The 12,941-nt window shown below is 41.8% G+C and carries 10 protein-coding genes; all 10 read right to left on the bottom strand.

Features of this window, described 5'->3' with window-relative positions:
• Positions 1-4: 4 nt before the first annotated feature.
• Positions 5-751: a response regulator transcription factor gene (locus tag AC4HAO_RS02205; protein WP_491093907.1), complete on the bottom strand. Its 747-nt coding sequence runs from the start codon at positions 749-751 to the stop codon at positions 5-7.
• A 327-nt stretch (positions 752-1,078) separates the two neighbouring features.
• Positions 1,079-1,372 carry a hypothetical protein gene (locus tag AC4HAO_RS02200; protein ID WP_491093906.1) on the bottom strand — a complete coding sequence of 98 codons (294 nt, stop codon included), beginning with the start codon at positions 1,370-1,372 and terminating at the stop codon, positions 1,079-1,081.
• A gap of 913 nt (positions 1,373-2,285) precedes the next feature.
• A complete protein-coding gene (locus tag AC4HAO_RS02195; RefSeq protein ID WP_491134443.1) occupies positions 2,286-2,786 on the bottom strand; it encodes a phosphatase PAP2 family protein in 501 nt (166 codons plus the stop codon).
• Between the two features lie 203 nt (positions 2,787-2,989).
• Positions 2,990-3,835 (bottom strand): patatin-like phospholipase family protein, encoded by an 846-nt coding sequence (locus AC4HAO_RS02190; protein ID WP_491134442.1) that lies wholly within the window; start codon positions 3,833-3,835, stop codon positions 2,990-2,992.
• Between the two features lie 195 nt (positions 3,836-4,030).
• On the bottom strand, positions 4,031-4,645 hold the full coding sequence (locus AC4HAO_RS02185) for an SGNH/GDSL hydrolase family protein (protein ID WP_491134441.1): 615 nt from the start codon (positions 4,643-4,645) through the stop codon (positions 4,031-4,033).
• Between the two features lie 188 nt (positions 4,646-4,833).
• Positions 4,834-6,339: a hypothetical protein gene (locus tag AC4HAO_RS02180; RefSeq protein WP_491134440.1), complete on the bottom strand. Its 1,506-nt coding sequence runs from the start codon at positions 6,337-6,339 to the stop codon at positions 4,834-4,836.
• A gap of 385 nt (positions 6,340-6,724) precedes the next feature.
• Positions 6,725-8,866 carry a type I DNA topoisomerase gene (gene topA, locus AC4HAO_RS02175; protein ID WP_491093901.1) on the bottom strand — a complete coding sequence of 714 codons (2,142 nt, stop codon included), beginning with the start codon at positions 8,864-8,866 and terminating at the stop codon, positions 6,725-6,727.
• Positions 8,867-9,106: 240 nt separating this feature from the next.
• Complete coding sequence (gene dprA, locus AC4HAO_RS02170) at positions 9,107-9,952, bottom strand: DNA-processing protein DprA (protein WP_447452282.1); 846 nt, start codon at positions 9,950-9,952, stop codon at positions 9,107-9,109.
• Positions 9,953-10,289: 337 nt separating this feature from the next.
• Positions 10,290-11,789 carry an ROK family protein gene (locus AC4HAO_RS02165; RefSeq protein ID WP_491134439.1) on the bottom strand — a complete coding sequence of 500 codons (1,500 nt, stop codon included), beginning with the start codon at positions 11,787-11,789 and terminating at the stop codon, positions 10,290-10,292.
• Between the two features lie 567 nt (positions 11,790-12,356).
• Positions 12,357-12,932 carry a DapH/DapD/GlmU-related protein gene (locus tag AC4HAO_RS02160; protein WP_491093899.1) on the bottom strand — a complete coding sequence of 192 codons (576 nt, stop codon included), beginning with the start codon at positions 12,930-12,932 and terminating at the stop codon, positions 12,357-12,359.
• Between the last annotated feature and the right edge of the window lie 9 nt (positions 12,933-12,941).

Below are 12,941 nucleotides of genomic sequence, written 5' to 3'. Positions count from 1 at the left end.
GAGCTCACCCCTTCCCCTTATGCAGTTTGCTCAGCTGGCGTTCCAGCTCCTTCATCTTGGTTCTGGATACGAGACAGCTCCCCTTATTGGGAAAGTAAGCCATTCGCTGCTGCTTGTCAAGCCTAACAACATTAGCGGGATTAATGGCAAAAGAGCGATGAACCCTCAAAAAGCGCTTATCCCTTTCAATTTCATCCAAGGTTCCGTAAAATTCCATATAGTCATGCTTACCGTGAAGAATTAACTTATGAGAAATGCTGGAAACCTCAATATAGTGGATATCATTGAAAGGCAGCTGCACACGGGAATATCTATTTTCAAAGAAGAAAGCATCATCTGCAACGGTACTCGTTAAACTTTTTTGAGCGTAGTCCAACACAGCTCCAACTTTCTCTACAAATAGAGCTTCTTTAAGATTTTTATCAATAAAGTCCAAGGCCAATACTTGATACTTAAAGGTCAACGGCATCAGTTCTGAATGCGTTGTGATAAAAGCAATGATGGCATTAGGATCTCGCTCACGGATAGCTCGTGCGACTTCCAGCCCTTTCATCTTTTCTTTTTTAATCTCAATATCAAGAAAGAAAACTTGATGACTACCTTTTCCTTTAACACTTTCCAACAGCTGCTCAGGCTTGCCAGAAAGCATGAATTCATGCTCAAGGCCATGCTTTTGCACATAGTCACCGACTACTTTTTCCATATGTGCCTGTTGTTGAAAATCATCCTCCAAGACATAGATATACAGCATTAACTCCTATCCTTCCTCAACCTGTTTTACCTGATGCTTACCCATTCGGTCGTAAGATAGACTATCTCCCATTACTGACATCTTACCTTTTTCCTGAGAGTTTTTCCAGTCAGACTACTTAAAAAATGAGTAAAAGAAGTCAGTGACATCGCTCTTTGACTCCCTCTACTCACTCCTACTTTTTTCGAAGCTGGCATATAGTATAGCTTCATTGAGACTGGATAAAAATTAATCCAATCCTTCTGTTTTTAAACGGACGTTTAAACCGATCAATGATTGGTAAGTAAGCCAGCTTTGCTCACTGACATTACCAATCGACCTATCATCCTACCAGTTTCCTATTGTTCTGTAATATCTATTAAAAATCTCTGCAGGAACAATCTTTCTGTTGGTATAGTCAATGACATCACCAATTTGAGCCGTATCATACATTCCGTAACCATAGTAATGGCTCTCACTAGCCCATTCAGGGTTCAAGGCCGGAATTAGCACCCGTACTCTTTTGCTATCTCGCCAGGTCAATAATTGCTTTTTAAAGGCTTCAGCGACCCAGCTCGGGTAAGGGCGCTGCTGACTAACCCGCCAGACCTCTACTAACTTTCCTTTATAACTTGCTTTCATCCTATCTCCTTTTACTATGATACCAAGGGCCGGTTCGCTTTAGCGAAAATTCCCGCTAGAAAAATGGACGGTTGGTCGGAAATCCTGATTCCCCAAACAAGCTGTTTTTTCAAGGGGTTTGGTCCCGTGTTCAATTAAATAAGATACAGCAGAGGCGCGTTATCTAAGGGCTCCGAACTTGATAACAAAGGCCAATCACCATAGTGAATTGGGTGCCCCTCCCACTAACTTCGTTTGGTTAGTAAGATGACTAACCAAAACTTGGTGTCGTAAAGCCACTCTAATTATCCAGGGAATAATTTATAGATTGGAATTTGAGCTTGCCAAGCAAGCATCAAACGACTCAAAGAAATTAGGAAGCCTGACGAAGAGGTCAAAATTTCTGACTCCTGTCTCACTAATTGTTGCTTTTTAGTTTTTAGGCAACAAGCTTCAGCAGTCTCTCCTTAGACTGCTGAACTTCGTAGAGTCGTAGGCGCTTATCAAGATACTAGATTTCCTTCCCTTTAACAATCCAGTAGGCTAAAGAAGTTGCCTATAAAACTTGCGAAACCAATCATTTTAAGCTACTGGATTTTAAAAAAACTAGCAGTCCTATTCCTTTCCTTGACACTTTTATTTTAATTCACGTTTAATCTTTAGTATGACATCTCTTTCATTTAATAAAAAAACATCATCTTACATTACTCTACCATCATCTTATAACATAAAAATTACTTCTTTTTGTTATTTCGATTAAATAAACTTGGATGCTTTTAAATAATCATGGGGTAGATAGCATCCGATCATAAGTAATAGGGTAGAAATCAAATAGACTAGATTCCCAAAAGAAAACACACTTGAAAACTTATTCTTTCAAATGTGCTACTTAATTTAATCTAAAAAAAGAAACCGTAGAAGGGCCACTAAGCTATTAAGCCAGTAATACGAAACTACCGCAAATCAACCCTAAGATGTACCCAACGAGGACATCTTTAGGATAGTGGACTCCACCTAAAACACGGCAGACAGCTAAAAGAGCCGCTAGAAAAAGGCAGACTCCACTCAAATAAGGTGATAATTGGCAGACGCATAGACCAACAATACTAGCTGAAAAAACATGACGGCTAGGCATCGAATTTCCCTTGCTCTCTTTATGGATAAGAGGTTCTATAGTCCACGTTTCATAGGGTCTGGGATGATTGAGCCAATGACGCAGTAGACTAACCACGATAAAAGATGCGGCAGGAATCAGAAATGTGGCCAAAGCCTGCTCAAACTGGCGTGCCCAAATTAAATAGACTAGCAAACAAGGGTAAAGAACATACATCAACCTCGTTAGGGATTGGTTGAGTAAGGCAAGCAGTTTCAAGGCCCGGGAATCTTGGCGTAAATGCCTTGTCAGCTGACTGTAAAATTTAGCGTAATCTCTCATCCTACTCCTTTTATAAGATATTTAAGCCATTTCTGAAACTTTGAAAGCAACAATAAGGTCTGCGAAATAAACCACCTCAGGTCACTAGAATTCCAAAAAGCAACATCATCTGCCTATAGGCAGGCTACTGAACGTAAATCTCAAACTTTTACCAATAGGCGAAGCAACTTGCCCAGCAAACAGCACTCTAAAGATAAACTAGTCTAAGCTAAGTCTAAGTAACTTTTAAGACCAGACATGGATGCCCTAGTATCGGTCAATCCCAGCTGGTAAATTGTCTCAAATTTATCGGGATCTGTCTCCAAACGTCCAATATCTAAGTCCTGTTCAGGCCGCAGAACATAAAGCTCCCCTGATGCTTCTAGATCTAGGACATGTTCGACAGCTCTGTTGTAATTTTTCCAGCGCTGACTGGCTATCTTGATAAATTCTGGATAAGAAGGGTAAAAAAGCTTATAAATACGACCGCTCGATGGTTTCTTGCGATAATTAAGCGGCCGCGTCAAAACAACAATCAATTTATCAAACCCCAGTCCTCGGGCAAAATCAACTGGTATAGAATCCGACAGACCGCCATCTAAGTACTTTTCTCCCTGCCAATCCACTATTTTAGAAGCCAAAGGCAGAGCCGAGCTGGCTCGTAAGATTTCCATTTCATGGAAAACATCCGATACCTTAAGGTAGGCTGGTTTCCCGGTTTCGATGTTTGTTGCTACCGCATAAAAGTCTGCTCCGGATGCTTCAAAGGCCTCTTGGTCAAAAACATCTAACTCTAGAGGAACCTTATAGTAGGCAAAATCCCTGTTGACAAAATTTCCCGTTCGCAGCCAAGACCAGATACTCATGTAGTCCTTACGTCCGATATATTTTTTGTTATAACGCAAACCGCGTCCACGCTGCTTGGATAGAAGATTAACACCGAATAAAGCACCAGCTGAGACAGCAACAACACCGTCGACCCGAATCTCCTCATCCAAAAAAGCATCCAGCACTCCTGCTGTATAGAGCCCTCTCATACCCCCGCCTTCTAAAACCAGTCCCACTCGCATCTTATCTTTACCCTCCTCTTTAATCTTTCTTTCATTATAGCAAATTTTTTAAAAAGCCTGTTCATGACTGACCAGCACAAAAAAGCAAAGGCCCAGTTACAGAATCTTAGTCATCCAAGCAGAAAAAAGCATGAGCCTAGCAATCTTTTCTCAGATTGTCGCTTTTAAGTCGGATCTAAAACTGGCCTGCCCATTTTAAATATAAGGCTTTAAAGCTTGAGCTAGAACCTGATATCCTTTTTGAGTTAAATGTAGACCTTCTTGGGTATAAGGTTCTGCTAACTGACCTTGCTCATCCAGCAAAGTCTTATAAAGATCAATAAACTCAACGGCTGGTAAGCCTTGTAAGTGCTTATTCAGCGTTTGAATAGTCTGGTTTCGTCGAATTTTAACCTTGGTTTGATAGTTCTCCGCTTCATTAACTGGCAGAACAGATAAAATCGAGATAGGACAGCCAACAACTTCCATCTGTAAATTGTGAATCAATTCTTCGATTTTTTCAGCAATAACAGCGACATCGTAGCCCATACCGATATCATTGGTACCAACCAGCAAAAAAATTTTACCGGGCCGTTGATTACCCAAAGCTTCTGGGACATGATTTGCCAGCCAATGGGCTGAAATACCAGCAATGCCATGGTTAACAAGATTGAGGTGGTGGCCTAGATATTTTTTCAAAGGGAAAAATTCAACGATAGAATCCCCTATAAATAGAAGACTGGACTCCTTGGCCTTCTCAGTCTGGAACTGGCGGCAGCGTTCGTTTTGATGGTTCGTCAGTTTAGAATTATTTCTTGGTTCAAGCATCATAAATTTAGTCTAACAGAAAAATCAGTAATTGACTAGCATAATGAACAAGGAGGGAGGTTGGAGGGCTAAAAGCAGTTAACTAATAATCATCCGTCAAACAAATAGTTCGTTCAGCGATAGGAACAAAAAAGAAGGCCAAAGCCTTCTGTACACTTTATCATCTATACACTCAAGATGCTATTTATAGTCTAGTCATTGCTAATACCAGCACCCGAACCATATTTACTATTCATTTTATAAGTCTTACCATCATCTTGGAGTACAAAATCGAGACTTACATAATCTGCATGAGAATCATCAGTATCAAAGTCGATATAGTAGACTGTCAAACCTTTATTGGTATCACCATTACCATAATTTGAGAAAGTATAATAAGCTTCTGATGGCTTATCGTGCTTGCCTTTAATTTCTGACCACGATGTACCACCCTCGCCAGTACTATAATCCCCCTCTTTTAAGGCATCAAAATCGGATTTAGTCCAGTCCGACTTGTAGCTATCACCACTCACATCGATATCATTTGCTTCAAGACTAGCATCAACATACCGCACAACCCAAGTGCCATCGTGTTCCTTTACAAACGAGATGGCAACAGACTGCTTACTATCTTCATCAGAAGAATCTTCATAACGAAGTACCAAGGATTTATCCGAAATCTTAGCGGCGGAAGCTTTTCCATATTCGCTTACAACATCGGCAACCGTATCATCGTCGACTTTGATATCTTCGACTTCATCCTTTTTCCACTCGAATTTATAATTTTTATCAACATAATCATCGGCATCATCACTGTCATCTTCAACCTTAGCCCCAGATTTTTCACCTTGTTCTGTTGAGGCTAGAGTGCTTTCTGACGAATGACGGCTAATATTAACGATAACACCACCAATACTGATAAGGACAGCAAAAGCAGCAACACCAGCAGCAATGATGGACAAGAGCTTTTTCTGACTTTTTAGATTAATGACCAACAAGACAATGGCAAAAATCAATCCTAAAAAGGCAAGACCAAGGAAAACAGGAGCAGCTCCTGTGAACGACAAACCAGCAAAAATAACTGACAGTACCAAGGATACAATTGGTAGAATAAGATTCAAGACCATGCCAGAACCTGTTGGTTTTGTAGGAACTTGACCGGGCATCTGCATATTTGCTGGTTGGAAAGCAGGGTGTTGAAAGTTTTGAACTTGTGGCTGCTGGGGCATTTGCCCTGATTCAGTAAATGGAATTTGTTGCTGAGTCATATTCGGCTGAATCGCCTGCCCAGCTTCTGGTGTTTGACTTGGATTAGCAAGCCCCGCAATAGCTGTCACCTGAGCCAAATCAAAATTTGTTTCCTTGGCCTGCATATACTCATCGGGGGTTGGTTTGCGACCAGTCAGTGCCTCAAATTGGCTGACCCATTTTCCTTGAAGGGTCTTAACATCTTCTTGATCTGCTTGCGCGGACTGAGGAATAGCGCTTTGAACCGACTGAGGAGAGCTTTCTGCAACATTTTCCACAGCTTCTTGGCTTCCTAAAGCCCCTGGGACCTGCCCAGTTTCCGATGTTTGGCTTGGATTAACAAGCCCTGCAATAGCGGCAATCTGGCTTAAATCAAAATTCGTTTCTTTTGCCTGTACATACTCAGCTGCTGTTGGCTTACGGCCAGTCAAAGCTTCAAATTGATTTACCCACTCTTCTCTATTATTCATCGCGGTCTCCTTTTCTTTGAGATATTATGAATCGCATCTCACTCTACAATTCGACTAACTTAACTAAATACTGTTATATTTTAGCATCTTTTAAGTCTATTTGCAAAGTTATCTTCTTAGCATTCTTGCAGCAAAAAGAGGCTGGGATAGTATGATATTAGAACAAAACCATGGGACAACTTAGTTAGCGCTAGCAAAGCAATACTTCCTTCATGATCTGTGACGGTACCCTCATTCTTGAAACTTATATGGCGATAACGGTGTGCTACAAGGTTGGATTTCAAAAGACTCATCAACCAAGTTGGCAGCTAGGAGATAAGATTTTGGTCTATTCCGCCAGCTGGTTAAGTTTAAAACTAGAAAGACAAGAAGCTTTCCTCATCCCTTATTTCACCTTTTCTTCTTGATAATCACAGCTGTCGTTGCTGCAGACTACCTGCTTACCGCCGCCACGGACTTTTTTCTCTACAAGGTAGTGATCACATTTAGGACAGTTGCGGCCAACCGGCAGATTCCAAGATGTGAAGTCACAGTCTGGATAGCGATCACAGCCATAAAAGATACGGTTGCGTTTGGTTTTGCGCTCTATGACTTGTCCCTGACCACAGGTCGGGCAGGTTACACCGATTTCCTTGGTAATGGCCTTAGTATTGTGGCAATCTGGGAAATTACTGCAGGCGTAGAACTTACCATAACGTCCTAATTTAATTACCATGGGATGACCGCAGATATCGCAGTCAAAACCGGCTGGTTCATCCTTGATTTGAATTTTTTCAATGCCATCTTCCGCTTTTTCTAACTCTTTTTCAAATGGCTTGTAAAAGTCGTCAATAACAGTTTGCCATTTTTGTTTGCCGACTTCGACCCCATCCAGTTTATCTTCCATTTCAGCAGTAAAGGCAACATCAACAATATCGGGGAAAAATTCAACAATAAGGTTATTGACGATTTCTCCCAGCTCTGTTGGTTCAAAACGCTTAGCAGATAGGCGTACATAGTAGCGCTTCTGAATGGTTTCTAGGGTTGGAGCATAGGTAGACGGGCGACCGACACCATTTTCCTCCAGAGTCTTGATCAGCGTCGCTTCCGAGTAGCGGGCAGGGGGCTGAGTAAAATGTTGTTCCGGAGCGGTAGAAATCTTTTTGACTTGATCACCTTCTGCCATCTCCGGCAGCATTTTATTTTTATCGGAATCATTATACACAGCTAGATACCCGTCAAATTTCACCTGACTGCCATTAGCTGTGAAAGTGACCCCATTTTGCCCCAAGGTTACCTTCATAGTATCAAAAACAGCTGCTGTCATTTGACTGGCGACAAAGCGATTCCAAATCAAGGTGTAAAGTTTTAGCTGATCTTTATTTAGATACTTGGCAATGGATTCTGGTGTATGGAAAACACTGGATGGACGAATAGCTTCATGGGCGTCTTGTGCTCCCGAAGCATTACGTACTCGGCTACCATGTTTGGAATATTTCTCGCCAAAGTGCTCAGTAATAAAACCAGCGGCGTCATTTTGAGCAAGCGGACTGATACGCGTCGAGTCTGTACGCATGTAGGTAATCAAGCCTTGTTGCCCACCGCGGCCTAGACTGATTCCCTCGTAAAGCTGTTGGGCTATCATCATGGTTTTACGCGTACGAAAATTAATTTTATTAGCAGCATCCTGCTGCAAGGACGATGTTGTATAAGGCAGGGGAGCATTGCGACGACGCTCCTTCTTTTCAACCTTATCTACATGGAAATCATCGCTCGTTAGTTTAGCTAAAACCGCCTGCACATCATCTTGAGTGCTCAGTTTGGTTTTCTTACCATCAATTCCGTAGAAGCTAGCTTGAAATTTCTTGTTTCCCTTCTTGAAGGCACCGTCAATAGTCCAATATTCTTCTGGCTTAAAAGCCTTGATTTCATTTTCACGATCAATAATCAGCTTGAGGGCTACTGATTGTACTCGCCCTGCCGACAAGCCTTTTTTGACCTTTTTCCACAGAAGCGGAGAAATAGAGTAACCCACAATCCGATCAAGGACCCGCCTAGCCTGCTGGGCATCAACGAGGTCCATATCAATTGTCCGCGGTTCAACGAAAGCATTCTTGACAGCATCCTTCGTGATCTCATTGAAAACAACGCGATTCTTATCATTTTTGTCCAGATCAAGGATATGTGACAAGTGCCATGAGATCGCTTCTCCCTCTCGATCCGGGTCACTTGCCAAGAAGACTTGCTTCGCTTTTTTGGCTTCTTTTTTTAGGTCATTGATTAAGGGGCCCTTACCACGAATATTGATATATTGCGGTTCATAGTTGTTATCAAAATCAATGGACATAGAAGATTTTTTTAAATCTCTGATATGTCCGACTGACGCTACGACTTTATAATTGCGCCCTAAATACTTTTCAATGGTCTTGGCCTTGGCTGGTGACTCCACAATGACCAAATTTTTCTTCGGTGCTGCCCGTTTCTTTTTACTAGCCGGCTTTTTAGCAGCTGGTTTCTTTGCTGGTTTAGATACTGTGGCTACTGCCATCGTCATCACTCTCCCTGTTTCTTTATTCAAACTCCTAGCATGATAACTTACTTTTTTAGGGCTGTCAATAAAAAAAGTTTTTCTATAGGAAAAAGCCATTTTCTAAATCACATAAAATATTTCTAAACCCCTGTATTACAAGCGATCAGCACTTCAAAATCAAAAACACCAAGTTCAAACATTCTTGGTGTTCTTCTACATCTATCTGTTGAGATTGTCTTTGAGTCTGTTAAATGCGACTTAACCTCTACCATATTCGGATAAGATGTCTAAGCCTGTCATGACGCATTTTCCTCCTTCTTGAATAAGGCGATGGCAACCATCAGATCGGCCATCGATAATATTACCCGGAACAGCATAAACATCACGCCCTTCTTCCATGGCACGCTCACAGGTAATCAGGCTGCCTGAACGCTGCTTGGCCTCAACGACCAAAGTCCCTCGTGACAGACCAGCAATGATGCGATTGCGCTCGGGAAAGTGATATTTGAGCGGTGGCTGCCCCGGCTCATACTCACTGATAATAAGATGGTATTTGGCTAGATAATCCTGCAACTCACGATTTTCTTTTGGGTAAGGAAGGTCTAGGCCCGACCCCACCACTGCTATAGTCTTACCACCATTTTTTAAGCTGGCTAAATGAGCAGCTGTATCTATACCTCTAGCTAATCCACTGACAATAACAAAATGATTGCCTAGCTCCTTAATAATTTTTTGAACAGCCGAGACCCCCATCTGAGAGCAATTTCTTGAGCCGACTACAGATAGCTTATTTTCAGAAAGTAAACTCAGATTCCCTTGATAAAACAAGAGAACAGGTGGATTATAGATTTCGGCTAAGTCCATAGGGTATTCCTTATCTAAAATAGAGAGGGAGGGAAATTGTTTAAAGGTTTGGCGTAAGCATTTTAAATCCAAACGTTTATAGTTTTCCATAAACAAAATAGGATTTTGGCATTTAGAAACAACTGCTATATCGCGCAGGGAGAGGGACTTGCCTACCTGATTTTGGTAATCTAAAACATAATTAACCTGCAGATTAGTTAGACCAGCTTGTTTGAGTTTAAAGAGTTCAAAATTATTCATGTCATTCACCCCTACTTATTAGTACGAAAAGGCAGAGCAAATCGTCTTTCTCCCTTTCTGTAATACTCTTTGAAAATCTCATGGTACATTCTTGGACTTGAGATGTCAGTCTAATGGCCTTATTTCCAACTCAAAAGGACTTCTATACCTTTTGGGATCCTACTTCAGTGATACAAGCTAGGCTTCCTTACTCTCGCGGTTCAAGTAATGGATGGGGGCAATAAATAATAACTAAACAAGCAGCAACATAAAAGGGCTTAAGCAACTCTCAAAATAGTCACTTAAACCCATTTTCATATGACTACAGGCCGCTGCACCTCACATGGTTGTTAGACTATTAGCTAGCCTTTCCCATTCCTTCTACCTGCTTTACTTTGAAATTGATATAAGCACCAATAAGATTGGCCCTATTATAATTAGCTGATGCCTTAATATCCAGCATATCAAAATGCTTAAAAGCCAGAACACTATTGAATAATTTTCTGTACTGCCGATTGATCTCTTGTATCAACAAGGGCTGCGCGCTAATACCACCACCGATAGCTAATTTTTCAATCTTCACAAAAGTTTGTAGGTTCAAAATCAAATAGGCAATATCACGACAGTAATTTTCAAATAGTTGTTCTAGATCATCATGCCCGCCTTCTTCCAAAGCATAAAAGACTTGCAGACCATTTGCTTCTTCCAAACCTAACAGCCGACTGGCTTCATTGACAAATTTAACTGCTGATCCTGAATTAGCAAAGAGAGTCTCAATCCCGATGCGATTAAGCTCCAAATTTTGTCCAATCTGCCGCCAGACAGAAGTTTCACTGGTTCTGGTTTTAGCATCTGTCCGTAAATCACGCGACGGAAAACCGACCAATTGGTTATTAGCCACAATTCCTAAACCAACCCCCGTTCCTAAAACAAGCGTAGCCCCACAATTGCTATCTTTTAAAATACCTTCGGTGGTTTCTGCCAAGGCAGCTGCAGAACCATCATTGAGCACAGAAACCGGTAAGGAAAACTGCTCAGACAAACGTTTTCCCAGAGGGAAATTTTTCAAATAAGGAATTAGGCCACCGCGATAAATTCGACCATGCTTGCTAATCTCACCCGGACATGCAATCGCAATCCCCCTGATTCCATCACGGTATTGCCCTACTAAATCTATCAAGGTTTGCCAAAAATCTTCTAACGTCGCAGGGGTAGGAACTTTGCCCAGCTCAGCCATCTCTAAACGATCATCGATCAAGCCATGCTTGATAAAACTACCGCCAATATCAATCGTAAGGTAACTGTGAGCTGTCAGATGCTTGATAATTTGAGCTGGATTTCCAGCAATAGCAACATTATCTCCAAATGATTGCGTCACAACAGAACCATCACCCACGATAACATTATTGCCCAGCGTAACTCCAGGCAGAACTATCACACCTTCGCCACACCGGACATTGTCCCCAATAGTGATGGGCTTCCCGTGCTCCTTCCCGACAATTCCTTCTTCGCTATTCAAAGGATGGAAGGCAGTTAAAAGCTGGCAATTGGAACCAAATTGGGCATTATCCCCAATGTGAATTTCACAGACATCAAGGAAGGTACAGTTAGTCTTCGCATAAAAATTTTCACCGACATAGATATTGCTACCATAATCACAGCTAAAGTTAGGAGCAATAGTGATATTCTGACCGGTCTTACCAAAGAAAGTCTTAATCAGGGCCTGTGCCTGCTCCTCATCTTCCTCAGCGTTAAACATACGAGTGATAACCCGAGCCTGTTGTCTCAAATCTGTCAATTCAGGATCGGCCGCATCATAGAGACGCCCCGCTAACATTTTTTCGCGTTCTGTTACCATATTTCTTCCTTTTACTATATTAAGATCGCGGATCAAACAAAAATAAAAGATTCAACGAAGACACTTGCGCCTAAGAAGAAACTATCTTTTTGCACAAGCCGCAGCCCGTGTTTGATTATTAAAATACAAAGAATCGGTTCGCTTAGCGAAAATCTCTGACCGAAAAATAGGCGACAGACGCCGTGTCCTTGGACACAAGGAAGTCGATCTTTTTTCCGAAGAGATTAGCTTCATGTTCAGTTAATTAAGATACGGCAGAGGTTTGTTATCTAAGCACTTCGCACTTGATAACAACGGCCAATCACTATAGTGAATTGGCTCTCTCTCCCACTAACTTCGTTTGGTTAGTAAAATCGACTAACTAAACGTCGTGTCGCAAAGCCGTAAGCACTCCAAAGGAATTTAGCGAGCTTGACGAAGAAATCAAAATTTCTGCCTCATCTATTGTTGCTTTTTAGTTTTTAGGCAACAAGCTTCAGCAGTCTCTCCCCAGACTGCTGAACTCCACAGGAACGTAGGCGTGTTCAACTGCACTTCTGATTCTACCAGTTTGAAACTGATAACGAATTAGTTTTTCAAGTCGACTTCCTTGATAATGCGCGCCGGAATACCCCCGACAATTGTGTTGGCCGGAACGTCACGATTCACTACGGCTCCTGCTGCGATAATAGCGCCATCGCCAATATTCACGCCTTGTGTAATTGTCACATTAGCACCTACCCAGACATTCTTTCCAAGAGTGATAGGAGCTAGGTGCAGATTACCACGGTGCCTAGGATTTTGATCGTGATTAAGTGTCGCCAATACTACATTGTGACCGATGAGACAATGATCTCCAATGGTAATCCCACCTTGATCCTGGAAACAACAACCGGAATTGATAAAAACATCTTCGCCAAATTGTGTATTGATGCCACAATCTGTAGAAAAAGGCGGAAAAATTCGCAGGCTATCTGGTACAGGATGCCCAGAAAGTTCACGCAGTAAGTCGATAATTTCTTCAGGCGTGTGGTAGCTACCATTTATTTGACTAGTAATTTTGAGTGCTCTTTGGCTGAAGTTGTGAAACTCCTGCCCCAAGTCCGATCCTACCTCCACTAGCGATGTCTGATTGAGTCGGTTGCGAAAAGTGGTAACATCCATAGCCTAATC

The organism is Streptococcus sp. ELY_137, from assembly GCF_058314515.1.
The sequence above is the reverse complement of the archived record's forward strand: the minus strand, read 5'-3'. Positions and strand labels throughout refer to the sequence as shown.

Excerpts from the sequence above, each read along its gene's own strand:
- topA (WP_491093901.1), bottom strand. The coding sequence starts at position 8,866 with ATGGCAGTAGCCACAGTATCTAAACCAGCAAAGAAACCAGCTGCTAAA.
- AC4HAO_RS02185 (WP_491134441.1), bottom strand. The coding sequence starts at position 4,645 with ATGATGCTTGAACCAAGAAATAATTCTAAACTGACGAACCATCAAAAC.
- AC4HAO_RS02200 (WP_491093906.1), bottom strand. The coding sequence starts at position 1,372 with ATGAAAGCAAGTTATAAAGGAAAGTTAGTAGAGGTCTGGCGGGTTAGT.
- AC4HAO_RS02195 (WP_491134443.1), bottom strand. The coding sequence starts at position 2,786 with ATGAGAGATTACGCTAAATTTTACAGTCAGCTGACAAGGCATTTACGC.
- AC4HAO_RS02190 (WP_491134442.1), bottom strand. The coding sequence starts at position 3,835 with ATGCGAGTGGGACTGGTTTTAGAAGGCGGGGGTATGAGAGGGCTCTAT.
- dprA (WP_447452282.1), bottom strand. The coding sequence starts at position 9,952 with ATGAATAATTTTGAACTCTTTAAACTCAAACAAGCTGGTCTAACTAAT.
- AC4HAO_RS02160 (WP_491093899.1), bottom strand. The coding sequence starts at position 12,932 with ATGGATGTTACCACTTTTCGCAACCGACTCAATCAGACATCGCTAGTG.
- AC4HAO_RS02165 (WP_491134439.1), bottom strand. The coding sequence starts at position 11,789 with ATGGTAACAGAACGCGAAAAAATGTTAGCGGGGCGTCTCTATGATGCG.
- AC4HAO_RS02180 (WP_491134440.1), bottom strand. The coding sequence starts at position 6,339 with ATGAATAATAGAGAAGAGTGGGTAAATCAATTTGAAGCTTTGACTGGC.
- AC4HAO_RS02205 (WP_491093907.1), bottom strand. The coding sequence starts at position 751 with ATGCTGTATATCTATGTCTTGGAGGATGATTTTCAACAACAGGCACAT.